This window comes from Frankia sp. QA3 (assembly GCF_000262465.1).
Lineage (GTDB): Bacteria > Actinomycetota > Actinomycetes > Frankiales > Frankiaceae > Frankia.
The window spans coordinates 2,788,104-2,813,634 of record NZ_CM001489.1; the positions used below are offsets into that span (position 1 = coordinate 2,788,104).

The following is a 25,531-nucleotide window of genomic DNA, read 5'->3' on the forward strand; positions in this document are numbered from 1 at the left end:
CTCGGACGGCGCCGGTGGCGGCTGGCGCGCGTCGTAGCTGGCGCGGTGCACGTCGACCTCGGCGCGGTGGCGTTCCGCCCAGCCGGCAAGCGCGACGACCGGCTCGAGGAGCGACTCGCCGAGCGGTGAGAGGGCGTATTCCACCCGCGGCGGCACCTCGGGGTAGGCCACCCTTGTAACAAGCCCGTCGCGTTCGAGACTTTTCAGTGTCTTGGCGAGCAGACGATGCGAGATCCCGTCGATCCGCTGTAGCAGGACCATGAACCGCACAGGACCGGGGGAGAGTTCCACGACGACGTTGAGCGACCATTTGTCGCCGACGCGGCGGAACAGCTCACGGACCGACTGGGCGTCCCGCTCCGTCGCGCAGACTCCTCCGCCGACGACCGCTGGCGCGTCCGATGCGACGTCCACTTCACTCACGAGCCGGCCTCCTTTGTCAATACGCACCTCAAAGTACATAACGCATGTCAAAGTGCAGTCTTCCGGGTTCATCGGCCGCCCTGCAAGCTGGTTCCCATCCACGCCGAGCGGGTTCGTTCTGGCGGGCGGAAGAGAGGGCCACGTGTCGAAGATCGAGGTCGCCGTAGCGTGATTCGCTACCTGCTGCTTAGGGTGGGTCAGGCCGTCTTCGTGGTCTGGGCCGCGTTCACCCTGTCCTTCGTCGTGTTCTACGTCCTGCCGAGCGATCCGGTGGACGTGATGGCCGGACCGATGTCCAACCTCAGCCCGGAGGAGCTCGACGCTGTCCGCGCCGAACACGGCCTGGATGGGCCGATCATCGGGCAGTACCTCACCCGCCTGGGCCGCGCGCTGCACGGGGACTTCGGCCACTCGATGCAGAGCGGCCAGGACGTGCTGAGGCTGATCGCCCACGCGCTGCCCGTCGTGGCGGTGACCGCCCAGCTGCTGGCCAGGAGCCTGGAGACCGAGCTGCGCGCCTACCACGTCCAGACCGGGCGGGCCAAGGGGGCGAGTCGCCAGCGGACGCACCTGCGGCACGTGCTGCGCAACGCCGCGCTACCCGCGCTGACCATGGTGGGGCTGCTCGTCGGCGGGCTGATGTCCGGCGCGGTGGTCGTGGAGACGGTCTTCTCCCGCCCCGGGCTCGGCCGGATCGCGACGCTCGCGGTGAGCAAGCAGGACCTGCCGGTGGTTCAGGGGCTGGTGGTGCTCAGCGCGCTGGTGTTCGTCACCACGAACCTGCTGGTCGACCTCGCGTATCCGGTGCTCGATCCGCGCCTTGCCCGCAAGGCCCCGCAGCGTCCTGACTCTCGCCGGCTCGTCGCGGACGCGGAGGCATGACGGCGATGACCGCACTGAACACCGAGCACTCGGACCCCGGCGACTCCGGCCCCGGGCGGCGGCCTGTCTCGCGCCCGGGGGCCTGGCTCGCCCCGCGTCGTTCCGTCCGGCGAGGGCAGCCGCGCCGGGGGCCGCGCGCCGGACGGCTGCCCGCGGTCGACGCGCTTCGTCCGGGGCTGGTGGTGGCGCTGGCCTGGCTGCTGCTGCTGATCATCGCCGCCGTCGGGCCAGGGGCGTTCACCTCGCGGGATCCGCTCGCGGTGGAGCCCGCGGCCAGGCTCACTGGCCCGTCCTGGGCACATCCGTTCGGCACCGACCAGCTCGGCCGGGACCTGTTCGCCCGGGTGGTGCACGGCACCGGAGTGTCGCTGACCTCGGCGCTGCTGGCGACCACCCTCGGGCTGGTCATCGGCTCGGCGCTCGGCCTGCTGGCCGGTTTCCGCGGGTCCTGGGCGGACGCTGTGGTCATGCGGCTCGTCGACGTGCTGCTGTCGGTTCCCAGCCTGCTCACCTCGCTCGCGCTGATCGCCGTGCTCGGGGCCGGCACCCGCAACATCGCCATCGCGATGGGGCTGGCCAGTGTGGCGACCTGCGCGCGCATCACGCGGTCCGAGGTGCTGCGGGTGCGCGAGAGCCTGTCCGTGGAGGCGGCCTGGTCGAGCGGCGCGCGCTGGACCAGGATCCTGCTCCGGCACGCGCTGCCGAACTCGATGGGGCCGGTGTGGGCGCTGGCCGCCCTGGAGTTCGGCGCCGCGATCCTCGCCGTGTCGGCCCTGAGCTTCCTCGGCTACGGCGTCCGGCCGCCCGACCCGGAGTGGGGCTCGCTGGTGTCCGCGGGGCGCGACCACCTGCGCGACGCCTGGTGGCTGACGACCTTGCCCGGCCTGACCGTGACCGCCACCGTGCTCGCCGCGAACCAGGTGTCCCGGACGGTGTACGACGCAGGGATCCCGGGGTGAGCGGCGAACCGGCGGCCACCGCCCGACGGGAGCCGGCCGCCCCCTTGCTGGCCGTCCACGAGCTCGCCGTGCACTACCGGCTGCGGCGCGAAGTGACCCACGCCGTCCGGTCCGTCAGCCTGAGCGTGCTGCCCGGCCAGACCGTCGCGGTCGTCGGCGAGTCCGGGTCGGGCAAGTCCACCGTGGCCCAGGCCGTGCTGGGGCTGCTCCCCGGGTCGGCGCGCCTGACCGGCGGGCGGATCCTGTTCGACGGCCAGGACCTGATCCGGCTCGGCGAACGCCGGTTCCGCCCGCTGCGCGGCAACGAGATCGCGCTGATCCCCCAGGACCCGGGGACCGCGCTGAACCCCGTGGCCCGGATCGGCCACCAGGTCGCCGAGGCCCTGCTCGTCCACGGTGCCACGGACCGGCACACCGTCCCGGCCGAGGTACGGCGGATCCTCGCGGACGCCGGGGTGGACGAGCCCGAACGGCGGACCCGGCAGTACCCGCATGAGCTGTCGGGGGGCCTGCGCCAGCGCGTGAAGATCAACCCGTCGCTGGTGGCGAGCCTGCGCACGTACCAGGAGACCCGGGTGGTCGACCCGTCGACGGTCACCTTCGTCCTGAAGACGTCCGACGCCCCGTTCCTGCAGGCGCTGACCAGCTCCAGCCTGGGTGGCCTGGTCGCCCCGGCCACCCTCGCCCTGCCCTTCGACCAGCGGTTCGACAACGTGATCGGCAGCGGTCCGTTCGTCCTGGAGAAGGACACGAAGGACACCGAGGTGGTCCTCAAGAAGCGCACGGGCTACCGGTGGGCCTCGCAGATCCGTAAGAACAGGGGCGACGCCTACCTCGACCGGGTCGTCTTCAGGGTGGTCCCGGAGGCGAGCTCGCGGATCGGCAGCCTGCGGTCCGGGGAGCTCCAGACGATCGACGACGTGCCGGCCGACCAGATCAAGTCCGTCCGGGAGGACGGCCTGACCGTGCTGAGCCGCTCGAACCCGGGAGCCCCCTACGCCCTGGTGGCGATCAGCTCGCCGCGTCCGCCGCTCGACGACGTCAACGTCCGCCGGGCCCTGCTGCACGCGGTGGACACCGCCGAGATCCGGGACACCGTACTGAGCCCCGAGTTCAAGGCCGCGACCGGTGTGCTGTCGTCCACCACCCCCGGCTACCTCGACCTGAGCTCGACGCTCACCTATGACCCGGCGGAGAGCAAGCGGCTCCTCGACGCCGCCGGCTGGGCCCCGGGCGCCGACGGCATCCGGCAGAGGAACGGCGCCAGGCTCACCCTGACGGTTGGCTGGCTGCCCATCTTCAGCGCCAGCCAGACGGCGCTGGAGCTGACCAAGGCGCAGCTCGCCAAGGTCGGCGTCGAACTGGAGCTGTCGACGTCCACCACCGACCTGAAGTCATTCCAGAACATCACGATCGACCTGTTCCTCACCAGCACCACCCGGGCCGACGGCGAGGCGCTGGCCTCGTACGGCGGCGAGCCGCCCAACTACTACCACCTGAACGACCCGACGCTGGACTCCCTGCTGGCGCGGCAACGGGCCATCGGTGACCCGGCGGCGCGCGACAAGGTGCTCGCCGACGCCCAGCGGCGGGTCGTCGACCAGGCCACCGCCATCCCGCTGTTCGAGGGGAGCACGGTGCTGGCCGCCAGCACGTCGGTGCATGACCTGGCGCAGAGCTCGAACTCCTGGCTGGCGCAGCTCAGTGACACCTGGCTGTCCTGATCAGCGCGCCCCCCGGTGACATCAGCCCGCCCATCCCTGGGAGATGACAGATGAAGTTCCTCCTCCTGCCCTACGTCCCGCACGAGCGCAAGTCGGCGCGCCAGCAGCTCGCGGACCTGGTCGACCAGGCCGTCCTCGCCGAGCAGCTCGGGTTCGACGCCTACGGAATCGGCGAGCGGCACGACGGCCTGATCGCCGGTTCGTCGCCGGCCGTCATTCTGGCCAACGCCGCGGCCCGTACCAGCACGATCCAGCTGCTCACGACGGTCTCCACCCTCGGCCTGCACGACCCGCTCCGCGCCTTCGAGGACTATTCGACGCTGGACCATCTCGCCGACGGGCGCCTGGACCTCGTCATCGGCAAGGGTGGCTACGCGGAGACCCATCGGATCTTCGGTGTGACCCCGGACGACCAGTGGGACCGGCTGCGCGAGAACTACGAGGTCTTCCGCCGGTTGTGGAACGAGACCGAGGTGACCTGGGAAGGCCGGTTCCGGCCGCCGCTGGAGCGGGTGACCGCCCTGCCCCGGCCAGGGCGGCCCGAGGTGCGGATCTGGCACGGAGCCAACACGAACCTGGCCAGCGCCGACTTCGCCGCCCGGCACGGCGACCCGCTGTTCACCTCGATCGGGACCGCCGCCGTGGGCCGGTATCTCGAAAGCGTGCGGTACTACCGGGAGCGGTTCGCCTTCCACGACCACGACCCGCAGCGCGCGCTGGTGGGCGTCGGTACGGGGGGCTTCCACGCCGCGGCGACGAGCCAGGAGGCGGTCCGGAAGTTCACGCCGGTCTTCGATCGGCGCCAGGTCTACAACCGCCGCTACGAGCACGCGGCCCTCGACCGGCTCGGGATCACCACGGTCGAGGACTACATCGCCAAGACCTCGGCACTCGTCGGCAGTACGCAACAGGTGATCGAGATCGTGCTGGCGCAGCATGAGACCTTCCAGCACGATCTCCTGCACATTCACGTCGACGCGGAGGCACTCACTCCGGAGGACTATCGGGCCACCCTGGAGATCTTTGCCACCGACATCGCGCCGGCCATCCGCAAGGAGCTCCCGAACAAGCCGATCGACGACTGGCAAACGCCGCCGCCCGCGCCGACAGCATCGGGGGTACCTGTCTCGGCGGCCGTGGATCGGGGCTGAGGCCCGTCTGTGTGCCGTCCTCGGGCACGATGGCGTCATGACTGCCTACTGGATCAGTATCTACAAGGAGATCGTCGATGAGGGCAAGGTCGCGGCGTACGCCGAGCTGGCCGGCCCGGCGCTGCGTGCGGCCGGCGGCACCTTCGTAGCCCGGGGTCTTCCCGAGCAGACGTACGAGGCCGGGGAGAAGACCCGCACCGTGCTTATCGAGTTCGATTCGGTCGAGGCTGCCCGGACCGCACACGACAGCCCCGCCTACCAGAAGGCCCTGGCCGTCCTCGATGGCGGCGCCGTTCGTGACATGCGCATCGTGCCGGGCGTGTGACGAGTCGGGGCGCTCTGGTTCGAGGGCCGGCGCAGCTGGGAGACGAAGACCGGCACCGCGGCCGCCGCCCGGGCCGGGGCTGCTCCGGCTACAGGTCGTCAATGAGCTGCTCGACCGAAACCACCCGGCGGTGCGATGCTGATGATGGTCAGCGCTGCATAGACGTTTCGACAGTGCGAGGTGACCATGGAAAGTCTTGAGGACCGTCTTCAACGGCTCGAGGACCGCGATGCGATCCATCAATTATTCGTCGATTACGGTCGGCATCTTGATCAGGGCAACTGGGAGCGGTTGGCGGCCCTGTTCGCCGAGGACGGTGAGGTCCTCCTGGGACCGATGGGGCGGGCCAAGGGACCCGAGGCCATCCAGGAACTCCTGGCCCGGACCCTCACAGCCGGGCTCGGCACCTCGTTCCACATCATTTCCAGCCCCGACGTGATCCTCGCCGGTGATACCGCGACGGCGGAGGTCATGTGGACGGTGGTGGAACGGCGCCCCGACGGCAGCCTGGGGATATCCCTACTCGGGCGGCACCTGGACCGACTGTCCCGGACGCCCGAGGGCTGGCGCATCCAGCGTCGGAAGGGCGATCTCCACCTGGTCGCGAAGCCACCGGCAGCGGGGGCCGCCCAATCCTCGTCGAGCGGGCCGTGAGCGGGCCGGAACCCCGCCCGCGGTAAGAGCAGATCGCCGTGTCGGCGTCCGCGCCGCACACCGTGCGGATCACCCTGGAGACCAGGGCCGGGGCGAACCAGACCCCGCGGATCCCCACCCCAGCGGGGTCAGGCGCGGATCGTCGGCGGTGCGCACACTCGGCTCCATGAACAGGCACGGGCACCTCGCCGACCTCCTCCAGGCGCGCCGGGGCCAACCGCGGCCCGAGGACGTCGGGCTGCGGACCTACGGTGATCGGCGCCGGGTGCCGGGGCTGCGGCGCGAGGAGCTCGCGATGCTCGTGGGCATCAGCGCGCCCTCCGAAAACGTGGGCTTCGCGGTCGCGGGCGGCGCCGCGCTCATCGCACGTGATCTCGTCGACCGCGAGACCCACGACGTCGACCTGTTCACCGCCCTCCCGCCCACGGCATCGATCCCCGACACGGCGGCGGCGTTCGAACGCGCGGCGGCCTCGAAGGGCTGGGCCACCAGACGGGTCCAGCTCACGGACAGCTTCGCCAGACTTGTCGTCGAAGCAGGCAGCGAGGCGCTGATCGCGGATCTCGGCGTCGACAGCCCGCCGGACGAACCACCCACCCTCACCGAACCACCCACCCTCACCGAACCACCCACCCTCACCGAACTCGGCCCGACGCTCAGCGCCCATGACCTGGGCGGCCCGCAAGACCCTCGCCTTGTTCGGCCGAGCCGAGGCACGCGATTTCACCGATGTGCACGACCTTGTGAACGTCTTCACCAAGAAGGAACTCGTCCACCTCGCCCAGACCCAGGACGGCGGCTTCGACGTACAGGTGTTCGCCGACATGGTCGGAACCATCGGCCGGTTCACCGACGACGACCTGGGACTGCCCCGCCCGGCCGCCGACCGGCTACGCCACTTCTTCCACTCCTGGCGTCAGGAAATCACCGGCGGATGAGCGACGACCGGCCTGCCCCATCCGGATCGCTGCCATGAGCCCACGCCGGACGAGATCGTCGCCCGCGATTCCCTCCCACCACGGGCGGGTGACTCACGTGGCAAGATTTCCACCGACCCTGCGGAACGTGTGTTCGAGGTCGACCACGGTGTGATCATTTCGATCCTGGTCCGGCATCGTCCCTGGTCAGCTGCCGCGTCCCGACCGAGCGGACGGTGATTTCAGGACCTTCGACCAAGATCGAGCGGTTCTTCTGCCGCCACGTTAGGTCCACCACGATGCGTAACAATGCCCTGACCTGGGCAAATAGATAAGATCTGTGAGATCTGATGACTGATCGAATAAAAATGTCCAGGTCGGGGTGTTGATCGTTTGGTTCGATTCCCAGATTCATCGACAAGTCTCGACTACGTGGCGTAGCGGCAGGGGGTTGATCAGTCAAGAGGCGCCGACCGCCAGCGTGCACCTCTAAGGTGTCTCCGCTGGGATCTGGCGGCGTTCGCTGGCGGGGTAGAAAGCTGAAGGCGGCGGCGGTCGAACCCGCCCCGAGCGGTGTCCCACGGTGTCGGGCGCCGGCGGCCTGTGCGACGTCCTCCACCAGGGCGAGGCCGTGCCGGGCGGTCACTCGCGCAGGGCGTCGAGGTCGGCCGGGTGCCCGTACAGGTGGACCGGCAGGACGGCTGCGGTCCGCGGGGTGAGGGCCGCCTCGACGCGGGCGGGGTCGAGCGTGAAGCTCGCCTCGTCCGGCTCGACCGGCACGGGCCGGGCCCCGGTCCGCGAGACGGCCAGCCAGGTCGCGATGAACGTGTGCGACGGGACGATCACCTCGTCCCCCGGTCCGATGCCGAGTGCGCGGAGGCTCAGCTCCAGGGCGTCGCAGCCGTCGCCGACGGTGACGCAGTGCGCCGCCCCGCAGTAGGCGGCGAACTCCTGCTCGAACGCCTCGTTCTCCGGCCCGTGCAGGTACCACCCCGAGTCGAGGACCCGGCGGGTGGCGGCCTCGAGCTGCGGTCGGAGCTCCGCGGTGGCGGCGTGCAGGTCGAGGAACGAGACGTCTGTCGACCCGGTCATCGTCCGCCCCTCCTCGCGGCGTAATGCCGCGATAGAGTAACCGCGCCGCGCTGAAGGTCACAAGTCTTATAGGACGGATCCGATTGGCTGACCCGGCATCGGGTGGTGTAGGGTCAAGATCATGATGTACACAGGCATTGCGTCGATGAGGCTCCGCAGCTGCCGCTGACGGCGGCGCCCACGAGCATTACTTCTCCGGCTGTCCGCCGTCCCGGTCCACCGCCGGGCGGCTGTTCGAGCTTGCCCGGCTCCCACCGAGCCGCGGAGTTCTTCTGTGTCCATCATCCCTACTAATCCGTCCATGCCCCGGGGCGACCAGGATCCTCCCGTCGAGCCCATCCCCGTGCCCGCCGGCGAGGCGCTCACGGCCGGTCGCCACGCGCACCTGCGGGCCGAGAACGTCAGCGTCACCTTCGGTGGGCGGCAGATCTTGCACAACGTGTCGCTCACGGTCTCGGCCCAGTCCCGCCTGGCGGTCGTCGGGGAAAACGGCCGCGGCAAGACGACCCTGCTGCACGTCCTGGCCGGGCTGCTGACGCCCGACACCGGTTCGGTGCACCGGGTCGGCACCATTGGCTTGGCCGAGCAGATGCTGCACGTCGAGGAGGGCCGGACCGTCGGCACCCTCACCGCCCAGGCCCTGCGCAGCTCACATGCGGCCGTACGGGCCCTGGACGCGGCGGCCGACGAGCTGGCCCGCGGCGTGCAGGGAGCCGAGCAACGCTACGCCGCCGCCCTGGAGGTCGCCACCGACCTGGATGCCTGGGACGCCGAGCGGCGGGTCGACATCGCCCTGGAGGCGCTGAGCGCGTGCACCGACCGCTCGCGCCTGCTCAGCACGTTGTCGGTCGGCCAGCGCTACCGGGTCCGCCTGGCCTGCCTGCTCGGCGCGCGGAACGACGTGCTGCTGCTCGACGAGCCCACCAACCACCTCGACGCCGACGGGCTGGCGTTCCTGACCGACCGGTTGCGCGCCCACCCGGGTGGCCTGGCCCTGGTCAGCCACGACCGCGCGCTGTTGCGCGACGTCGCCCACGAGTTCCTGGACCTGGACCCCAGCGAGGACGGCGGCGCCCACCTGTACGCCGGCGGCTACGACGGCTGGCGGGAGGGACGCCGCCGCGACCGGGAGCGCTGGGAGCACGACTACACCGCGCAGCAGGTCGAGCACCGCCGCTTGCAGGTGGCCGTGCAGCAGGCTCGGGACCGGCTCAGCACCGGGTGGCGCCCGGACAAGGGCACCGGCAAGCACCAACGCCAGTCACGGGCGCCGGGCGTCGTGCAGGCGCTGAACCGCGACCGCGAGGCCCTCGAGGCGCACCGCATCACCGTGCCCGAGCCGCCGCCGTCGCTGCGTTGGCCTGACCTGTCGGCGCGCCGCGGCGCCGCGCTGGTGCGGGCGCAGGAGGTGCGGCACACCGGGCGGCTCGAGCAGCCCGTCACGCTGCACCTCGACGGTGGCGACCGGCTGCTGCTGACCGGTGCCAACGGCGCGGGCAAGTCCACCCTGCTGTCGATCCTCGGCGGCGACCTGCAGCCGACCGACGGTTGGGTGCACCAGGTGCCGACCGCGCGGGTGGCCTTCGTCAGGCAGGAGGTTCCGGACTGGCCGGAGGGCGTCGGCGCCAAGGAGGTGCACGAGCGGTACACCGGCCGGCTCATCGCCGCCGGCCGGCTCCGCGACAGCGAGGTGGTGCCGCTGGGTGCCACCGGCCTGCTCGACCGCGAGGCGATGCGGACCCCGGTGCAGCGGATATCACAGGGTCAGCAGCGGCGCCTGGACCTGGCGCTGCAGTTGTCGGTCCGGCCCAACCTGCTGCTGTTTGACGAGCCGACCAACCACCTGTCGATGGCGCTGGTCGACGAGCTGACCTCGGCGCTGCTGGACACGCCGGCCGCCGTCGTGGTGGCCACGCACGACCGCCGGCTGCTCGCCGACCTGGCCGGCTGGCCGCACCTGAACCTGCTGCCCGCCGGGGCGGCCGACGAGAATCCCGACGTACAGCAGAAGATCGCCCGATGAAGTCCTCGTCCCTGGGGGCGCTCGCCCCGCTGCGCCGCCGCCACTACCGCCTGCTCTACGGGTCGCTGGCGCTGGCGCTGTTCGGCACCGGCGGGTGGACCATCTTCCTGGCGTTGCAGGCGTTGTCCCTGAACGCCTCTGCGGTGGCCCTGTCCGGCGTCGTCGCCTGGACCGGTATCGGGCTGCTGGCCACCGCTCTGCTCGGTGGCGTAGCCGCCGATCGTTGGCCCAGGAAGCGCCTGCTGGCCGGGGTGCTGGCGATCAACCTTGCCACTAGCCTGGTCGTCACGACGCTGTCGCTGACCGACACGGTGCAGCTGTGGCAGCTGAGCTGCTCCGCCTTCGTCATGGGCGCGTCGCTGTCGTTCTTTTTCCCCGCCTACACGGCGCTGGTCCCCAGCCTGGTGCCGGCGGAGGAGCTGCTGGCCGTCAACGGCCTGGAGGGGGCGACCCGGCCCACGATCCAGCAGGCGATGGCGCCGGCGGTGACCGGCGCGGTGGTCGGCGCCGCCGTGCCGGGTCTCGGCTCGCTGGTGGTGGCCGGCGCCTTCTTCCTGGCGCTGGGCTGCATCTTCGCGGTGCCCGAACCGCAGCCGGAGTCGACGCCCGACGCGGAGCGACCGCATCCGGCCCGCGACCTCATCGAGGGTTTCCGGTATACCCTGCGCACCCGCTGGGTCCTCGCCACCGTCATCTACGCCGCCGGCATGAGCCTGGTCGTCACCGGACCCGTCGAGGTTGTCCTACCGGCCACCATGCGCAACGGGTTCGACAACGGCGCAACCCTGTATGGTCTCGCCGTCGCGGCGCTCGGCGTCGGCGGCCTGATCGGCTCGCTGGTCACCGGCTCGCTGACGGCACCCCGGCGCTACTTCTCCGTGATGATCGGCTGCTGGGCGATCGGCTGCCTGCCGCTGATCGTGCTCGCCTTCACCATCACACCGTGGATCGTCGCCTGCGCGCTGTTCGTCCACGGCGGCCTGGTCGGCGCCGGCATGGTCCTCTGGGGCACCCTGCTGCAGGAGAAGGTTCCCCTGGAGATGCTCGGTCGGGTGGCCAGCCTCGACTTCTTCATCTCCGTCGCCTTCATGCCCCTGTCCATCGGGTTGACCGGCCTGCTCGCCGAGCATTTCTCGGTGAAGCTGATCTTCTTCCTGGCCGGGATCGTGCCACCCGTTCTCGCCCTCACCGTCACCCTCGCCGCCCGCCTCCGTGCCGAGGAGATGAGCCAGCCTCCCTCCCAGCCCGAACCCGCTCTCCGCTGATCCCGAGGAGGGGCAGCCCTCGCTGCCCCTCCTCGCTCATCCACCCGGCCGCCACACGACGCCCAGGGCCGGGCTCCTCGACCCGGTCCCGGCCGCGGCGGCCGAGCGGCTCCTGGAGGTCGCCATGGCGCTGAGCGCCCCGCGAGACCGTGCACTCCTCTTGGCCGCGATCGCCATCGCACACCCGCGCATGCCCCGCCTGCTCGATTCCGTCGCGAGCGTCGAGGATGCGGCCGCACGAGCGCCGCGCTCGACGGACACCGACAGACAGCGAACTGTTCGACCTACTCCGGCACGTGAGCGCTGTGGCGGACGCCTGGAGCCGCTCCTGGCTCGACTGGTGCTCAAGGGTTCGCACACCGTCGAAACGAGAAGATCAACAGGTGCTGGCCCGCCGTTCCATAAACGCCAGGTCAAGCCGATGAAAGGGTCGCGTTTCGAAGCGCGCCTCAGGCGACGTGGTGCCCCCGGCCAGGGACGTAGCTGCCGCCCTCCCGGTTGAACGGCAGGTCTAGCTGGGCGTGCTGGTCCCCGACCTGGACGAGCAGCGCGCTCGGCGCGGTGATCAACCCGGACACCGTGATCGATCCGTGGGTGCCGCTGATACGGGCGGTGCTGTAGAGGTGCGTGCGTAGCGAGGTCGTGACCGCCGCGATCGCGCCGCCGCTGTGGCTGGTCAGGACGGCGACGTGCTCGTCCACTCCGGTATCACCGATCTCTCCCAGCGCGGTCACGTGCTCCGGTGTGCCCAGCAGCATGCTGGCCAGCGAGAGGGGATATATGCCCTCGTGGAAGAGCGCCGTCGGCGGCGGCCCGTATCAGTGAGAAATCGTCCGGTATGTGTAGGCGGCGCGCGGCAAACCGTCTCCGGGCCTGCCTTCACCGCACGGGATGTGTGGCGGCCTTCGGCCAGGCCGGATCTCCGCCTGCACGGCGGCGTCTGCAGTGGTGCCGCGGCGCACTTCAGCTATCGGCAGATGATCTCTGCGGCCAAGGTGAATCCGACGCACGTCTCCGCGCCGCCGGAGCCCCTTCTGCTGCGCGATGCGCTGCAAAGATCATCTGTGCACCATCGGCGACGAAACACCGTGTGACACGGCCACCGTGTATCGGCCAGCGGCGGCACACGCGGCTGGTGATGTCCTCGACGGGCGTGCCAGGTATCGGCGTTCACTGGTACCTGTGTGCAGGCTCTACGCCGGCTGCAGGGAGCAAGCGTGATCTGCTGGATGAACGGGTCCTTCGGGGCGGGCAAGACGACGCTCGCCGAGGAGGTAAGGAAGCGGTGCCCGGACGCGCTGATGTTCGACCCGGAGGAGGTCGGGTTCATGCTGCGCGATATGGTGTCCCCGGCACCCGCAACGGGACGAGGTCCGGCGATGGCGGCTGGCCCAGATCGACCGGTGTACCGCCGCCGAGGACACCCTGCTCAGCGACACGATCATCCTCGACGGTGAGTTGCCGCCGCCAACCCTGGCGGACGAGGTGTTGCTGGCACTCGGGCAGGATGGCCAGCTCGTGCCGTAGGACGGCAACGATGGCCCGCCTGCCCTCAGGCAATCTGAGCACGGCGGGACTGGCCGGTGGGCCGCGACCTTGTTCGGCCGCTCTGCGTGGCGGGCACTACAGGCTTTGATCATCTGGTCTCGGTGAAGCTGGGCCGGGCGATGAGGTGGTCCCGGATGGTGGCGGGTCGCTACTCGTCGATCGGGATGCCGAGCTGGGCAAGCCGGCGGGTGCTGATTCGCTACTGGCGGCTACGTGGCGGCCCGCCGGGCGACGACGGGAACCTGTCGCCAACCACACTGACGACGCCGCTGCGATCGGGACGCCCAGGGCGCCCCCCCAGCGCCTGAGAGGCGATGAGTGTCAGATCCTCGGCGAAGAAGCGGCTGCCGGTGAACGGCACAGTGGCGAGAGCCGGGCGCAGCGTGAGGTAGAGGCCGAAGTCGACGGCTGTACCGGCGGCGGCTGCCAGTGCGGACTCAACCGCCGCGATCAGCGAGCGCCGCAAGACGGCCAGTGTTGGAGCGACCGTGCCGTGCCTCGGTTCGCCGGCCGGTTTCAAGGCCGGCGAACGCGCCATCAGCGCCTCATGGCAGCAGCGCGACCGGTTTCGTGAGGCGGACGACAGAGAAGTGCCGCCGGTCGAGGGTCGCGATGGCGTCCGCGTCGAGCCGTTCGGTGATCGCGAGCACGGAGGCGTCGACGGCGCCGAGTGGGAAGTCGCTGTACTTTTCGACCAGTTCGACCATCCGGTCGAGGTCCTGGCGAGCAAGCGGGATCAGGCTGATCTGCCCCGTGCTGATGGAGCGCAGGAACGCCGCTTCGGCGCGGGTGCCTTTCTCCCGTTCGAGCATGAAACAGACTTCGGTCAGGACGGGATAGGGAACGAGTAGCGGCCGGGGCGTGCGCCGCATGAGAGCGACGCTGCGGGCGTGGTGCTCGTCGTCGGAGTCGGCGGCGGCGATCAGCGGCCCGGTGTCCCAGACAATCACTCGGGGTCGCGTCCCAGTTCCGCGCGCAGGATCTCAGCCGAACGGGCGGCGAGATCGCCCTTGCCGCTGGCCAACGCACCGACGAAATCCGGCAATGGCCACTCGCCGCCGCCGCCCTCGATGGGCGCGCTCTCGCGCACGAGAGCCAGGATCGGCGCCACCTGCGACTCGGGCAGGCGGTCGATCAGACTGTGCAGCTCGTCCCGCAGAGTGCTCACCCATCGAGAATACGACCAACGCGTCGCCAGCCACCGAGATCCGCCGGGACGTGAGCTGAACGGCGGATCTCAGGCCCACGCGGCCGTCACGATCGCGGATGTGGGTCACGTTGACGACGTAGACCAGGTTCCGGTCGTTGAGGTCAGGGCGGGACTCGGCTGAGTTTCCGTAGCCGGCGTCGGCGAGGACCGGGCGGGCGCATCCCAGCCGGTGAGTTCGGCTGGGGCTTGCCACCGGGGGATGCGGCGCCAGGCCAGGACGAGGGCGACTCACCCTTGACGGGACGACGGGACCGGCTCGGCGCCACCAACGGGACCTGCAGCGTTCAGACCCGCCAGACCTGCGGAACGCGTGTTCGACCCTGGCGATGATGTTGTGAGTCGGGTGCTCACTCGGCATCGCCCCTGGTCGGGAGTCTCGTAGAGACCGGGCGAACGGTGATTTCAGGACCCTGAACCAAGATCAGGCGGTTCTTGTTGTGGTGCGTTAGGTCCGCCTCTGGCAGTGGGTCGTCCGGGGAATCGTGGGAAGGGTCTCTTTCGCAGGCGAAGGACCGCACGAAGGCGCGACGACCGGGGTCCCAACTCTCCGGGCGCCTCCCTCAGGTCTGTGGCTACAGCGCTGGGTCGCGAGCCCGGCGAGACAGTGAGCAGGGGCACACCGCCCGAGCGGGCATCAGCCCAGAGCGTCGGTGATCGGCGCGTCCGTCCCCATCGTCACGATCAGCTTCCGGTTGGCGAACTCCTTGATGCCGAGGTGGGACAGCTCCCGGCCATAGCCGGACCGCTTGATGCCGCCGAAGGGCAGTTCCGGCTCGGATGACGTCGGATGGTTGATCCACACCATCCCGCTCTCGATCCGGTTGGCGACCGCACGCGCCCGGGAGATGTCGCTGCTGAACACCGCACCACCGAGACCGTAAGGCGAGTCGTTCGCCAAGGAGACCGCCTCGTCATCGTCTTGTACCCGATAGACGACGGCGATCGGTCCGAACAGCTCCTCGCGAAAGGCGCGCATCTTCGGCGTGACGCCGACGAGGACCGTGGGTTGCACGAACGCTCCGGGGCGGTCGACGTGCCCGCCGCCGACGACCGCGGTCGCTCCCTTGTCCAGCGCGTCGCGGACCTGGTCCATCAGTGTCTGGGCGGCCTGCTCGGAGCACACCGGTGCCAGCGTGGTGGCCTCGTCAACGGGGTCGCCCGGAACCAGCTCGCGCATCCGCCCGGCCAACGCGGTCACGAATCGGTCGAATATCTCGGATATCACGATCATCCGCTTAGCGCTCACGCAGCTTTGCCCCATGTTGTGCAGCCGGCCGACCAGGGCCGCTTCGACGGTGCGGTCGAGGTCGTTGTCATCGAGCACGATGAACGGGTCGCTGCCGCCCAGCTCGAGGACGCTCTTCTTCACGTTTCGGCCGGCGGTCTCACCGACGCTGACGCCGGCCCGGTCGCTTCCGGTCAGCGATGCGCCCCGAACGACATCAGACTCAATCACCCGGTAGACCTCGCGGCCGGGAACCAGGAGGTTGGTGTACACGCCTCGCGGCGCGCCCGCGTCGGCGAACAGCTGCTCGACGGCTAGCGCCGACTGTGGCGTATTGCTTGCGGACTTGAGCAGAACAGTGTTCCCCAACACCAGGTTGGGCGCCGCGAACCGGACGATCTGGTAAACCGGGAAGTTCCAGGGCTGGACGCCAAGGATTACCCCCAGTGGGTCATTGATGATAGCGGCCGAACCGTCCTTGAAATCCAGCGGCTCGTCGGCGAGCAGCACTGGGGCCGTGTCGGCGTAGTACTGCAGTATCCGCGCGGAAAGGTCGATCTCGACGCGGCTGTGCCGGATGAGCTTGCCCATCTCAAGGGTCACCAGCCGGGCCAGGTGCTCGGTGCGCTCACGCACCAGCTGCGCGGCTCGACCGACCAGCGCGGCCCGTTCGTCAACGCTGGTACCGCGCCAGGACTGGAATGCCTGATGTGCCTCTCTGACCGCGCGGTCGACGGCCTGCTCGCACATCGGAGGAAATTCGCGCATGATTTCGTTGTTATATGGATTGATGCTGGCGATTGGACTATGCCGGACGGCGGAAGACGTAGGCATGGGCTGTTTCCTCCTCGACGTTCCGGACACATGCGTCCTTGCGGCGAACACCGGGCAAAGCCGAATGTGTACCCTCAGCACGACCTAGCTCGGTTTACCCGGTGGTCCTGGTCGTAGTCCGACAGGACGGAGCCAGCCGACGTGTACGGGTCAATGAACGGATCCGCACCGCCCAGACGAGCGCAAGGCCAGCAGTAGCCACATAGAGATCGCTGTGACTGTCGTACTAGTCCTAACCAGCCCTCACTCGGTGGCCCCGGAGCGGGTGACCAGCGTTCTCGTGGGTATGGCGACTCGTGTGGAGAACAAACCGCCGCGAACCGAGCGCGATGTCGACCATCCGACGGATGCTCCGACGAGCGGGGGGCGGGCCGCCACCGCGATGGTGTTCAGCCCGTCGCCGCTGTTGACCGTGACGGTGGAGTCGCGGCCGGATGGTGCGTCCGATATCCACCTGCATGCCGGCGGCCAGGGGATGTGGATCGCGCGGCTGCTCGCGGTGCTGGGTCTGGACGCGCGGCTGTGCGGGCCCTTCGGCGGCGAGACCGGCGCGGTGCTCACGGCTCTCGTCGAGCGGGAGGGCGTGCTCGTACGGTCGGCCGGCGGGACCGCCGACGCTGGGGGATACGTGCACGATCGGCGCGGCGGCGAACGAGTGGAGATCGCCACCGCCCCGGCGCCACCGCTTCCCCGTCACGAGCTCGACGAGCTTTACAACGTCGCTTTGGTCGAGGGCCTTGACGCGGATGTCGCCGTGCTCGCCGGGCCGGACGATACGGATGTGCTGCCCACCGACACGTACCGCCGGCTTGCCGGCGACCTCACGTCCAACGGCGCGTGGGTTGTCGCCGACCTGTCCGGCGAGTACATGGAGGCGGCGGTGGCCGGCGGTGTCGCGGTGCTGAAGGTAAGCCATGAGGATCTGGTGGAGCACGGCCATGCCCGTTCCGACGAGCCAGACGAGCTGATGGCGGTCGGCGAGCGGCTGGCACGCGAGGGCACGGAGACGGTGGTCGTGTCCCGGGCCGACCAGCCTGCCCTGGTCCTCGCCCACGGCTCGTGGCTGGAGCTGCGAATGCCGCGGTTCACCCTGGTCGACCATCACGGCGCCGGGGACTCGATGACCGCCGGCATCGCCGCCGGGCTGGCGCGCGGCGCCGATCTCCTCGACGCGCTGCGGCTTGGCGCGGCCGCGGGCGCGCTCAACACGACCCGGCACGGCTTGGCGACCGGCGAGCGTGACCTGATCGAGCGGCTCGCCCGACGCGTTGAGGTCCGGCCGTTCGAGCATGAGACGACCGACTGATGCGCGCGTTGATCACCAATGATGACGGCATCGACAGTGTCGGGCTGCGCACGCTGGTCCGGGTGGCGCTCGCCGCCGGACTGGAGGTGACCGTGGCCGCGCCGCACACCGAGCGCAGCGGGAGCAGCGCCTCGCTGTCCGCGCTGGAGGTCGGCGGTCGGCTGCTCATCGAGAGTCGGGAACTGGACGGATTCAACCTGCCGGTCGCCGAAGACACCGTGCGTGCCGACCTCGGCGACGCCGTTGACGCGGCGTGTTTCAGGGACCCGGTGCTTTCCGCCGAGGCGGTTGGCGGTCGGCGGCCGCCGGAGGCGTTCGCGGTGCACGCCACCCCGGCGATGATTGTCCTCGTCGGGGTCCGCGGCGCTTTCGGGCTGCCGCCTGACGTTGTTCTCTCCGGTGTGAACCACGGCCCGAACACGGGCCAGGCCGTGCTGCACTCGGGAACGGTGGGCGCGGCGCTCACCGCCCGCTCGCATGGCGTTCCCGCGCTCGCGCTGTCGCTCGCCTCGGCGCGTCCCACGCATTGGGAGACCGCCGCGCGGGTCACCGACCAGGCGCTCGGTTGGCTGTTGACGCATCTCACGGATCATTCCGCTTCGCGAACGCCTGTCGTGCTCAACGTCAACGTGCCTGACATTGCGCCCGAACAGTTGCGCGGACTACGGCCCGCAACGCTGGCCTCGTTCGGTGCGGTCCAGGCCGAGTTCGGCGAGCGCGGCGAGGGCTACATCACCACGACATTCACCGATATCAATGCTGAGGCCGAGCCCGGCACGGACGTCGCCCTGCTGCGCGCGGGCTGGGCGACCGCCACGGCCCTGACCGGCCCGACCGAGGCAAGCACGATCGGCCCACGTTCATCGAGCTGAAGACGCCGGCTGCGCGCGGCGGAGAAGCTCGTCCCTACGGATCGCATCCGTCTACCGCGGGGTCGACCGCCACGCAGTGGACGGTGGGCTCGGTCTCGTCGATCGTCGACCGGATGCGTGACGCCGTGCGGTGACGGGACGGCGTCACGCATGAGAGTGCCGGTACGGCGCCGGCGCTGTCAGCGGGAGGCGAGGCGGGCGAACCCGAGGAAAAAGTCGTCGATAGAAACCGGGTGTGCGGGCCGGCACGTAGCAGCCGGTCCACCAGGCGGGCAAGCCTTCCCCGTAGCGCGGCGGCGAAGGTGGTGCTACGCCCAGCAGCAGTCGTCCAAGCCCCAGACCATCGGCTACGCCCTGGCCGACTCACCGGTGGGACTGGCCTCCTGGATCTACACCCTGTTCCAGGACAACACCGGCACCCCCGGCAACGCCGAAGCATCGCTGCCGCTCAGCGAGATCCTCGACACCGTCATGCTGTACTGGCTGCCCAACGCCGGGCCGGCCTCCGCCCGCCTGTACTGGGAAACCGCCCGATCCCGCTGGACATCGCCGGCCCGCCCCGACCAGCCCATCACCGTCCCCGCCGCCTTCAGTCTGTCCCCGCAGGAAGCGGTCCAGCCCTCCAGGCGCTGGGCCGAAAGCCGCTACAGCAACCTCGCCCACTTCCAAACCGTCGTCCGCGGCGGCCACTTCGCCGCCTGGTGCTGCAACGGCAGGTGAATCGTCCGGGGCGCTTCTCACTCCGGCCACCGTGCTGGGCTGGCACCGACACCGTGCTTGGCAGCGAGGACGCCACGCTCCTGCTGGTCGCCGTCGGCGACGACGTCGTCCTTGTCACCGGCAGCGACGAGTTCGTCCTCTCCTCGGTCAAGGACACGTTCGATCCGTCCTTTCCGCTGCTGCGGCTGCAGTGCAACAACAGCCGGGCCGCCACCGTGCTGACCGGTGCGCGCCGGCAGCTGCGCCGGCTGAGCTGGCTGTTCGTCGCCGCCGAGGCCGCCGGTGCGATGGCGGCCTGCCTACGCCGGACAGTGGAGTACGTCCAGGTCCGCGAGCAGTTCGGCCGGCCAGTCGGCAGCTTCATGGCGGTGAAGCACCATTGCGCCGACCTGCTCATCGCCACGGAACTCGCCCCCGCGGCGGTCTGGGACGCGGCCCGCGGGGCGGGCGATGACGGGGCCACCGACGAGTCGACGCTCACCGCCGCCGTCGCCGCCACCATGACGCTGGCTCCCTACGTCCGGGGCGCCCAGCAGGCAATCCAGCTGCACGGTGGCGTCGGCTACACCTGGGAGCACGACGCCCACCTCTACTACCGCCGGGCCACCGCGCTCGCCGCCTTCTTCGGTCCGGTCGAGCACAGCGCCCGCGAGGTGCTCGACCTGCGCGCCGCGGGCCACTCCCCCGGCGCCGGCTTCGACCTGCCGGCCGAGGCGGACACCTACCGCCGCCAGGCGGGGGAGTTCTGGGCCGCCCACACCGCAGCCACGGCGCAGGATCGCCAGCGCGTCGCCGCCCGCGCCGGCTACGTCGTGCCGCACTGGCCGAAGCCCTACGGTCGCGGCGCCGACCCCGTCGAACAACTCGTCATCGAGGACGAACTGCCGGACCTACCCCGCCAGACCCTCGGGCTCGGTGAGTGGGTCCTGCCGACCATCCTTCAGCACGGGACGAACGAGCAGCGCGAACGCCTGCTCTGGCCGAGCCTGGAGGGCACGCTGCGCTGGTGCCAGCTGTTCAGCGAACCCGGCGCCGGTTCCGACGCGGCGGTCACGACCCGGGCCCGGCCCACCGCCGGGGGCTGGCTCGTCACCGGGCAGAAGGTCTGGACCAGCGACGCCCACAACTGCCAGCGGGGCCTGGCGACCGTCCGCCCAGACCCCGCCGCCCCCAAACACAAGGGCATCACCGCAATGATCATCGACATGGCGGCGCCGGGAGTGGAGATCCGGCCGTTGCGGGGGATCACCGGTGAGACGATGTTCAACGAGGTCTTCCTCGACGAAACGAGGTCTTCCTCGACGACGTCTTCGTCCCGGACTCCGACGTCGTCGGCATGGTCGACGGCGGCTGGCGCGTCGCCCGGGCGACGCTGGCCAACGAACGGCTGTCCATCGGCGGCAACCCCGTGACGTTGGAAGCCGCCGCCCTGCTCGACCTGCTGTCCCGGCACACCGCCGTCGACGACGGCGTGCTGTGCGAGGCCGGGCTGCTGCTGGGCGAGTCCCAGACGTTGCACGCGCTGAACCTCCAGCAGATCGACCGGGCACTCGCCGGCGCCGAGCCCGGTCCCGAAGGCAACATCGCGAAGATCGTGGTCGGGGAGCACTCCCAGCGGGTCGTCAACCTCGGCATGCAGGTCGCGGGCCTGGCCGGGTGCTCGGCGAGGAACCCACCTGGGCCCACGACCAGCTGTTCACCCGATGCCCGACCATCGCCGGCGGAACGTCGGAGATCGTCCGTACCCAGATCGCCGAGAGCCTGCTCGGCCTGCCGCGCGAGCCGCAGGCCGGGCCGGGGTCGTCCCGTGCACGAGGAGGCACCTCATGACCGTCGCCATCGTCGGCATCGGCCGCACCAGCTATTCCCGCCGGTCCGGTCGCACCCCCAGAGCCATGGCGGTTGAGGCGGCCCGTGCCGCCATCGCCGACGCCGGCCTGGCCGCCCAGGACGTCGAGGGCATGTCCACCTACCAGTCCAACGACTCCTGCTTCCCGCAGGAGGTCGCCTGGGGCCTCGGTCTCGACGGGCTGAAGTGGGGCTCGGCGGCGTTCGGCGGCGGCAACCTGGTCGCCGACCAGATCGCCACCGCGGCGGCCGTGATCGAGGCCGGGCTGGCGAAGTCCGTCCTCGTCCACCGCTCGCTCAACGGCCGTTCCGGCCACCGCCTGGGCACCGTGGACGGCCCGGTCGAGATCGCCGGCGAGTTCCAGTTCGACGCCCCGGCCGGCTTCGTCGTCCCGCCGCAGTGGTTCGCCATGTGGGCCCGCCGCCACCAGCACGTGTACGGCTCCACCAGCGAGGACCTCGGCCACATCGCGATCCAGCAGCGGGCGCACGCGAGCGTGAACCCGCACGCCGTGATGCGCGAGCCGCTGACCATGGACAGCTACTTCGCCGACCGGTGGATCAACGAACCCTTCCGGGTCTTCGACTGCACCGCCGAGGTCGACGGCGCTGTCGCGATCCTGCTCGCCGGGGCCGACGTCGCCGCCGACTGCGCCCAGCCGCCCGTGTGGCTGGTCGACTCCGTCAACCACCACGGCGCCTCGGGCTGGACCGCGTGGCCCGACCTGAGCCAGATGTACTCGGTGAAGGCCGGCCCGAACTGTGGGCCAAGACCGACCTGAACCCGTCCGACATGGACGTCGCCTGCATGTACGACTGCTTCACCTACACGGTCAGGGCCACCATGGAAGGCTTCGGTTTCTGCGAGCCCGGCACCGTCGGCGAGTTCTTCGCCAAGGGCCACGCCACCCACGGCGGCGACGTCGTCGTCAACCCGCACGGCGGGCTGCTGTCCGAGGGCTACATCCACAGGCTCAACCACCACTACGAGGCCGCCCTGCAGCTACGCAGCCAGGCCGAGAACCGGCAGGTCACCGACGCACGCCTCGCCGTCGTCCGCTGCACTCGCTGCCGGACCTGGCAACACCCGCCGACGGAGACCTGTCGGCACTGCGCTGGCCCCGTCGCATTCGAACCGGTCAGCGGCCGGGGAACGATCTACAGCTTCATCGTCGTACGCCAGGCCACCGTCCCCGGGCACCAGGTGCCCTACGCCGTCGCGCTCGTGGAGCTGGCCGAGCAGGCCGACATCCGCATCACCGGGGTCGTCCGGGTACCCCTGGACGAGATCAGAGTCGGCCTGCCCGTCAAGGCTGATGTGGTGACAGTCGGTGATAGTGGGCAGAGCGTGGTCGAGTTCATCACCGCATGACCGCCCACGCCCAGCAGGAACAGGAGGTCGGCCCGGCCGTCGTCGACGAGCCGCGACCCGGGACCGGGCAGGCGGGAGACCTACTGCTGGCCGGCCGCGATGAGCCCGATGTGCGTCGTCGCGGTGGCGAGCGCGGCGAGCGGGGTCGTCGGCTCGAACGAGTCGTTCACCACCGAGACCCAGCTCAGCACACCTCCTGGTCGGCGAACGGCACGCCGACGAGGCCGGCCAGGAAGATCGCGTCGAACCGGGCCCGCTCGGCGGTGCGCGTCAGCTCGATGAGGTGGCGGATGTTCACCCCGGCGTCAGCCACCGTGTCCGGATGCCGTCAGATACTCCCCCGGCAGCTTGCGGAACGCGTTGAGATGGACCTGCCCCGTGCGTCGCGGCTCGCTCATCGGATGCCCGCCTCCTGTCTGGTCGCCGCCTCGGCGGCCGCGGCGCTCATCCGGTGACCGTGCCCGCGCCGGTTCCCACGCCCGCGCCGGTTCCCGCCTGCACACCGGTACCGGTACCGGCGGTTGCAGCGGCCGCCGGACGCCAGCCCAGCGCCGGCGCGATCTCCCGGGCGATCGTCTCCAACCGGCGGATGTCGGCATCCAGGGTGGATACCTCGTGGCTCACCACCGGGACGAAGTAGTCGACGAAGTCCAGCAGCGCCGGATCGGCCCGCAGACTCCCGATCACCTCGTCGGGATGGCCGTAGTGCACGTTGAGCCGGGCCAGCCCGTCGTCCACGGTCAGCTCGTCGACGTCGGACACACCGTGGCGGGCGAACACCTGCAGCAGCAGTTCGATGGCCGGAGCGAGGTCGTCGCGGGCATCGCGACGGTCCTTCGCCGGGAACACCGCGCGGATCACCGCGATCCGTGGCCGGGCGCCGGAGCCGTCGCCGAGCTCGTGAGCGTCGCCGGAGTCGGCGGGCCAGGCGTCGAGATAGGACTCGGCCAGCGGGAGCTGCACGCCACGCGGGTCGTGCACGGCACTGCCGAGCAGGAGCCCGTTGCCGCTGGCCGCGGCGAACCTGGCCCCCTCGGCCGTCGAGGTGGCATGCCAGAGCCGGTCGGCGAGACCGGAAGCGGGGGGTTGCAGGGTGAGGCTCCCCCCGCCCAGCGTCCCACCCCGCAACGCGCCGCCCACCGTCCGGACGGCGGCCTCGAACGCCGGCCGAGCGCCCTGCGGATCCCGGCCGAACGCGGTGAACGAGTCCAGATTCGCGCCGCCGCTGCCCAGGCCGAGCTGCACCCGACCGCCGCTGAGTTCGTCGAGCACGGCCGCGTCCTCGGCGAGCCGCAGCGGGTCCTCCAACGGGACCACGACGATCCCGGTGCCGAGTTCGATGCGGGAGGTGCGTTCCGCGACCGCCGCCAGGAGCACCAGCGGGGAAGGCAGCCGCCCGTAGTCCGCGCGCAGGTGGTGCTGGGCCACCCAGCCGCCATCGAACCCGAGTTCCTCGGCCGCGACGAAGAACTCGACCAGGTCGCGGTAGACCGCGCGCGCCGGTCGCCCCGGGCCGTGCACATGGGTGAGGAACCCCAGCTTGAACGGCCGGTCCTCAACAGAATCCGTGGTCATCGTGTCCTCCCTCTTCGCATGCGCGTGGTCATCAGGTCTCCGGGAGTTGCGGCACCGCCGCGAGCAGCGCCCGGGTGTCGCTGAACCAAGGTCATCGACCCGAAGTCGACCAACCTGCACACGAGCGATCTGGCCTCCATCACGTCCGACGCCTTCACCGGCGAGGCACTGTTGCGTTGGCGAAGTCCGCCATCGAGGCTGTCGATCAGTCATGATCGGATGATGCGCCGGCGTCGTGTCCGTCCACCGGCTCCGACATCGGAGTTCGCCGGGTTCCGGTTCCCGCCCGAGGTGATCGTGCTGGCAGTCCGCTGGTACCTGCGGTTCGCCCTGTCGTACCGGGATGTCGAGGAGCTGCTGGCCGAACGCGGCCTCAAGGTTGATCACGTCACGGTCTACCGGTGGGTGCAGCGGTTCACTCCGCTGCTCGTCGACGCCGCGCGGCCGTGCCGGCATCGTCCTGGGGACAGGTGGTTCGTCGACGAGACCTCTGTGAAGGTCGCCGGCCGGTGGACGTACCTGTACCGGGCGGTTGACCAGCATGGGCAGGTCATCGATGTCCTCGCCAGCACCCGCCGCGACCAGGCTGCGGCACGCCGGTTCTTCACCACGGCGCTGTCCCACGGTCGCCGGCCGATCGAGGTCACCACCGACAAGGCCCCCGTCTACCCTCGGGTCCTCGACGAGCTGCTCCCCGAAGTCTGTCACGTCGACGCCGCGCGGGAGAACAACCGGATCGAGGCCGACCATGGCCGGTGGAAAGCCCGGCGCCGGCCGATGCGCGGACTGAAACGGCTCCGCTCCGCCCAGACTATCAGCGCAGGGCATGCGTTCGTTCAGAACATCCGCCGCGGCCACTACGAACTCGGGATCGACACCGACCCGCACGCACGGCTGACGGCCGCGTTTACCAAGCTCACCCTCGCGATCTGATCACCCGCTCGGCAGGGCAACCCATGCCCTGCCTTCCCGCAATGCAACAGACCCCTCGCAACATCCGGTGTCCCCCACGAATGCGACGTCGCCGTACTCGATCACGACGAGGCGCAGCGGAGCCGGCAGGCGAACGTCCATCCGCGGGCGTCCAAGCTGATTGCCGCCATCGAGGCAAAAAACTACAGCGCACCGCCCGGCCTCAACATCGGCCGCTCCTTCCTCGGCCTCTCGACCGAACTCGGGCCAGGCAAGTCCTTTCTCGCGTTCCCCTTCAGCCGCGCCAGGAGCGTGGAGACACTACTCGCCAAACGATCGAGCGAATGCTTCAGCGGCGTGGTGCCCGCCAGCCCCGATGCCGACGGACTGCGGAAACACATCGACAAGAAGGATCGGTGTCGACGGCAGGTTCGTAGTGGCCGCGGCGGAGGTTCTGCACGAGGGCGTGTCCGGCACTGACGGTCTGGGCGGAGCGCGGCCGTTTCAGTCCGCGCATCGGGCGGAGCCGGGCTTTCCACCGGCCGTGGTCGGTTTCGATCCGGTTGTTCTCCCGGGCGGCGTCGGCGTGGCAGGCCTCAGGGAGCAGCTCGTCGAGGAGCCTCGGGTAGACCGGTGTCTTGTCGGTGGTGACCTCGACCGGCCGGCGGCCAGGGGACAACGCCCGGGCGAAGAA

General features: G+C 70.2%; 23 protein-coding genes and 4 pseudogenes. 17 read left to right on the top strand and 10 right to left on the bottom strand.

The features are described from left to right. On the bottom strand, positions 1–423 hold a 423-nt coding region (locus tag FRAQA3DRAFT_RS11410), incomplete at its 3' end, for a helix-turn-helix domain-containing protein (protein WP_009739192.1). A 168-nt stretch (positions 424–591) separates the two neighbouring features. Between FRAQA3DRAFT_RS11410 and FRAQA3DRAFT_RS11415 the strand changes: the two genes are divergently transcribed. The 7 genes from FRAQA3DRAFT_RS11415 (at position 592) to FRAQA3DRAFT_RS34950 (ending at position 7,056) form a co-directional block, all read left to right on the top strand. After that, the gene (locus FRAQA3DRAFT_RS11415) at positions 592–1,305 is read left to right on the top strand and encodes an ABC transporter permease (RefSeq protein WP_009739193.1); all 714 of its coding nucleotides are present in this window, start codon (positions 592–594) and stop codon (positions 1,303–1,305) included. A 5-nt stretch (positions 1,306–1,310) separates the two neighbouring features. Further along, a complete protein-coding gene (locus FRAQA3DRAFT_RS11420; protein ID WP_009739194.1) occupies positions 1,311–2,264 on the top strand; it encodes an ABC transporter permease in 954 nt (317 codons plus the stop codon). Beyond that, on the top strand, positions 2,261–3,988 hold the full coding sequence (locus tag FRAQA3DRAFT_RS31530; protein WP_009739195.1) for an ABC transporter substrate-binding protein: 1,728 nt from the start codon (positions 2,261–2,263) through the stop codon (positions 3,986–3,988). The genes FRAQA3DRAFT_RS11420 and FRAQA3DRAFT_RS31530 overlap by 4 nt, the downstream gene beginning before the upstream one ends. Positions 3,989–4,038: 50 nt before the next feature. Next, on the top strand, positions 4,039–5,139 hold the full coding sequence (locus FRAQA3DRAFT_RS11430; RefSeq protein WP_009739196.1) for an LLM class flavin-dependent oxidoreductase: 1,101 nt from the start codon (positions 4,039–4,041) through the stop codon (positions 5,137–5,139). 37 nt (positions 5,140–5,176) lie between these two features. Further along, the gene (locus FRAQA3DRAFT_RS11435; protein ID WP_009739197.1) at positions 5,177–5,464 is read left to right on the top strand and encodes a DUF1330 domain-containing protein; all 288 of its coding nucleotides are present in this window, start codon (positions 5,177–5,179) and stop codon (positions 5,462–5,464) included. Between the two features lie 186 nt (positions 5,465–5,650). Next, positions 5,651–6,118, top strand: a complete 468-nt coding sequence (locus tag FRAQA3DRAFT_RS11440) for a nuclear transport factor 2 family protein (protein ID WP_009739198.1) — start codon at positions 5,651–5,653, stop codon at positions 6,116–6,118. Between the two features lie 665 nt (positions 6,119–6,783). Next, positions 6,784–7,056 (top strand): hypothetical protein, encoded by a 273-nt coding sequence (locus tag FRAQA3DRAFT_RS34950; RefSeq protein WP_051054284.1) that lies wholly within the window; start codon positions 6,784–6,786, stop codon positions 7,054–7,056. Positions 7,057–7,564: 508 nt separating this feature from the next. Here the strand turns inward: FRAQA3DRAFT_RS34950 and FRAQA3DRAFT_RS37120 are convergent. Then, positions 7,565–8,127 (bottom strand): annotated as a pseudogene (locus tag FRAQA3DRAFT_RS37120) (DegT/DnrJ/EryC1/StrS family aminotransferase); the annotation flags it as partial. A 301-nt stretch (positions 8,128–8,428) separates the two neighbouring features. Here FRAQA3DRAFT_RS37120 and FRAQA3DRAFT_RS11460 point away from each other — a divergent pair. Both FRAQA3DRAFT_RS11460 and FRAQA3DRAFT_RS11465 read left to right on the top strand, forming a co-directional pair. Then, positions 8,429–10,150, top strand: a complete 1,722-nt coding sequence (locus FRAQA3DRAFT_RS11460) for an ABC-F family ATP-binding cassette domain-containing protein (protein ID WP_035920880.1) — start codon at positions 8,429–8,431, stop codon at positions 10,148–10,150. Beyond that, positions 10,147–11,415 (top strand): MFS transporter, encoded by a 1,269-nt coding sequence (locus FRAQA3DRAFT_RS11465; RefSeq protein WP_009739200.1) that lies wholly within the window; start codon positions 10,147–10,149, stop codon positions 11,413–11,415. Before FRAQA3DRAFT_RS11460 ends, FRAQA3DRAFT_RS11465 begins: the two co-directional genes overlap by 4 nt. A 449-nt stretch (positions 11,416–11,864) precedes the next feature. Here FRAQA3DRAFT_RS11465 and FRAQA3DRAFT_RS11470 read toward each other — a convergent pair whose 3' ends face one another. The 5 genes from FRAQA3DRAFT_RS11470 to FRAQA3DRAFT_RS11490 all read right to left on the bottom strand — a co-directional run bounded on the left by FRAQA3DRAFT_RS11470 (position 11,865) and on the right by FRAQA3DRAFT_RS11490 (position 16,148). After that, on the bottom strand, positions 11,865–12,173 hold the full coding sequence (locus FRAQA3DRAFT_RS11470) for a hypothetical protein (RefSeq protein WP_051054286.1): 309 nt from the start codon (positions 12,171–12,173) through the stop codon (positions 11,865–11,867). Between the two features lie 989 nt (positions 12,174–13,162). After that, the gene (locus FRAQA3DRAFT_RS11475; protein ID WP_009739201.1) at positions 13,163–13,501 is read right to left on the bottom strand and encodes a hypothetical protein; all 339 of its coding nucleotides are present in this window, start codon (positions 13,499–13,501) and stop codon (positions 13,163–13,165) included. Positions 13,502–13,508: 7 nt separating this feature from the next. Beyond that, entirely contained in the window at positions 13,509–13,913 is a 405-nt protein-coding gene (locus FRAQA3DRAFT_RS11480) for a type II toxin-antitoxin system VapC family toxin (RefSeq protein WP_009739202.1), read from the bottom strand. After that, positions 13,910–14,131: a hypothetical protein gene (locus FRAQA3DRAFT_RS11485; RefSeq protein WP_009739203.1), complete on the bottom strand. Its 222-nt coding sequence runs from the start codon at positions 14,129–14,131 to the stop codon at positions 13,910–13,912. Before FRAQA3DRAFT_RS11485 ends, FRAQA3DRAFT_RS11480 begins: the two co-directional genes overlap by 4 nt. 676 nt (positions 14,132–14,807) lie before the next feature. Next, on the bottom strand, positions 14,808–16,148 hold the full coding sequence (locus tag FRAQA3DRAFT_RS11490) for an NAD-dependent succinate-semialdehyde dehydrogenase (RefSeq protein ID WP_035920881.1): 1,341 nt from the start codon (positions 16,146–16,148) through the stop codon (positions 14,808–14,810). A gap of 466 nt (positions 16,149–16,614) precedes the next feature. Between FRAQA3DRAFT_RS11490 and FRAQA3DRAFT_RS11495 the strand changes: the two genes are divergently transcribed. The 7 genes and pseudogenes from FRAQA3DRAFT_RS11495 to FRAQA3DRAFT_RS38720 form a co-directional block, all read left to right on the top strand. After that, the gene (locus tag FRAQA3DRAFT_RS11495) at positions 16,615–17,538 is read left to right on the top strand and encodes a PfkB family carbohydrate kinase (RefSeq protein ID WP_035922770.1); all 924 of its coding nucleotides are present in this window, start codon (positions 16,615–16,617) and stop codon (positions 17,536–17,538) included. Further along, positions 17,538–18,410 carry a 5'/3'-nucleotidase SurE gene (gene surE / locus FRAQA3DRAFT_RS11500; protein WP_009739206.1) on the top strand — a complete coding sequence of 291 codons (873 nt, stop codon included), beginning with the start codon at positions 17,538–17,540 and terminating at the stop codon, positions 18,408–18,410. Before FRAQA3DRAFT_RS11495 ends, surE begins: the two co-directional genes overlap by 1 nt. A 369-nt stretch (positions 18,411–18,779) precedes the next feature. Further along, positions 18,780–19,130, top strand: a complete 351-nt coding sequence (locus tag FRAQA3DRAFT_RS11505; protein ID WP_051054289.1) for a hypothetical protein — start codon at positions 18,780–18,782, stop codon at positions 19,128–19,130. 53 nt (positions 19,131–19,183) lie between these two features. After that, positions 19,184–20,542 (top strand): acyl-CoA dehydrogenase family protein, encoded by a 1,359-nt coding sequence (locus tag FRAQA3DRAFT_RS11510; protein ID WP_051054291.1) that lies wholly within the window; start codon positions 19,184–19,186, stop codon positions 20,540–20,542. Beyond that, the gene (locus FRAQA3DRAFT_RS31535; RefSeq protein WP_051054294.1) at positions 20,467–21,036 is read left to right on the top strand and encodes an acyl-CoA dehydrogenase family protein; all 570 of its coding nucleotides are present in this window, start codon (positions 20,467–20,469) and stop codon (positions 21,034–21,036) included. Before FRAQA3DRAFT_RS11510 ends, FRAQA3DRAFT_RS31535 begins: the two co-directional genes overlap by 76 nt. Beyond that, positions 20,957–22,035 (top strand): annotated as a pseudogene (locus FRAQA3DRAFT_RS35975) (nonspecific lipid-transfer protein); the annotation flags it as partial. The gene FRAQA3DRAFT_RS31535 and the pseudogene FRAQA3DRAFT_RS35975, both read left to right, overlap by 80 nt. Positions 22,036–22,056: 21 nt before the next feature. Further along, positions 22,057–22,350 (top strand): annotated as a pseudogene (locus tag FRAQA3DRAFT_RS38720) (Zn-ribbon domain-containing OB-fold protein); the annotation flags it as partial. A 95-nt stretch (positions 22,351–22,445) separates the two neighbouring features. Here FRAQA3DRAFT_RS38720 and FRAQA3DRAFT_RS38725 read toward each other — a convergent pair. Continuing rightward, positions 22,446–22,748 (bottom strand): annotated as a pseudogene (locus FRAQA3DRAFT_RS38725) (LLM class flavin-dependent oxidoreductase); the annotation flags it as partial. Positions 22,749–22,794: 46 nt separating this feature from the next. Beyond that, complete coding sequence (locus FRAQA3DRAFT_RS11525) at positions 22,795–23,925, bottom strand: LLM class flavin-dependent oxidoreductase (protein ID WP_009739208.1); 1,131 nt, start codon at positions 23,923–23,925, stop codon at positions 22,795–22,797. Between the two features lie 222 nt (positions 23,926–24,147). Between FRAQA3DRAFT_RS11525 and FRAQA3DRAFT_RS11530 the strand changes: the two genes are divergently transcribed. Further along, complete coding sequence (locus tag FRAQA3DRAFT_RS11530; protein ID WP_035922777.1) at positions 24,148–24,858, top strand: IS6 family transposase; 711 nt, start codon at positions 24,148–24,150, stop codon at positions 24,856–24,858. Between the two features lie 328 nt (positions 24,859–25,186). Here FRAQA3DRAFT_RS11530 and FRAQA3DRAFT_RS37125 read toward each other — a convergent pair. Continuing rightward, a partial coding sequence (locus FRAQA3DRAFT_RS37125) for a DDE-type integrase/transposase/recombinase (protein WP_009739211.1) occupies positions 25,187–25,531 on the bottom strand: 345 nt, incomplete at its 5' end.

Excerpts from the sequence above, each read along its gene's own strand:
- FRAQA3DRAFT_RS11420 (WP_009739194.1), top strand. The coding sequence starts at position 1,311 with ATGACCGCACTGAACACCGAGCACTCGGACCCCGGCGACTCCGGCCCC.
- FRAQA3DRAFT_RS11430 (WP_009739196.1), top strand. The coding sequence starts at position 4,039 with ATGAAGTTCCTCCTCCTGCCCTACGTCCCGCACGAGCGCAAGTCGGCG.
- FRAQA3DRAFT_RS11435 (WP_009739197.1), top strand. The coding sequence starts at position 5,177 with ATGACTGCCTACTGGATCAGTATCTACAAGGAGATCGTCGATGAGGGC.
- FRAQA3DRAFT_RS11440 (WP_009739198.1), top strand. The coding sequence starts at position 5,651 with ATGGAAAGTCTTGAGGACCGTCTTCAACGGCTCGAGGACCGCGATGCG.
- FRAQA3DRAFT_RS34950 (WP_051054284.1), top strand. The coding sequence starts at position 6,784 with ATGACCTGGGCGGCCCGCAAGACCCTCGCCTTGTTCGGCCGAGCCGAG.
- FRAQA3DRAFT_RS11460 (WP_035920880.1), top strand. The coding sequence starts at position 8,429 with ATGCCCCGGGGCGACCAGGATCCTCCCGTCGAGCCCATCCCCGTGCCC.
- FRAQA3DRAFT_RS11465 (WP_009739200.1), top strand. The coding sequence starts at position 10,147 with ATGAAGTCCTCGTCCCTGGGGGCGCTCGCCCCGCTGCGCCGCCGCCAC.
- FRAQA3DRAFT_RS11470 (WP_051054286.1), bottom strand. The coding sequence starts at position 12,173 with ATGCTGCTGGGCACACCGGAGCACGTGACCGCGCTGGGAGAGATCGGT.
- FRAQA3DRAFT_RS11475 (WP_009739201.1), bottom strand. The coding sequence starts at position 13,501 with ATGGCGCGTTCGCCGGCCTTGAAACCGGCCGGCGAACCGAGGCACGGC.
- FRAQA3DRAFT_RS11490 (WP_035920881.1), bottom strand. The coding sequence starts at position 16,148 with ATGTGCGAGCAGGCCGTCGACCGCGCGGTCAGAGAGGCACATCAGGCA.
- FRAQA3DRAFT_RS11495 (WP_035922770.1), top strand. The coding sequence starts at position 16,615 with ATGGTGTTCAGCCCGTCGCCGCTGTTGACCGTGACGGTGGAGTCGCGG.
- surE (WP_009739206.1), top strand. The coding sequence starts at position 17,538 with ATGCGCGCGTTGATCACCAATGATGACGGCATCGACAGTGTCGGGCTG.
- FRAQA3DRAFT_RS31535 (WP_051054294.1), top strand. The coding sequence starts at position 20,467 with ATGGTCGACGGCGGCTGGCGCGTCGCCCGGGCGACGCTGGCCAACGAA.
- FRAQA3DRAFT_RS11525 (WP_009739208.1), bottom strand. The coding sequence starts at position 23,925 with ATGACCACGGATTCTGTTGAGGACCGGCCGTTCAAGCTGGGGTTCCTC.
- FRAQA3DRAFT_RS11530 (WP_035922777.1), top strand. The coding sequence starts at position 24,148 with ATGCGCCGGCGTCGTGTCCGTCCACCGGCTCCGACATCGGAGTTCGCC.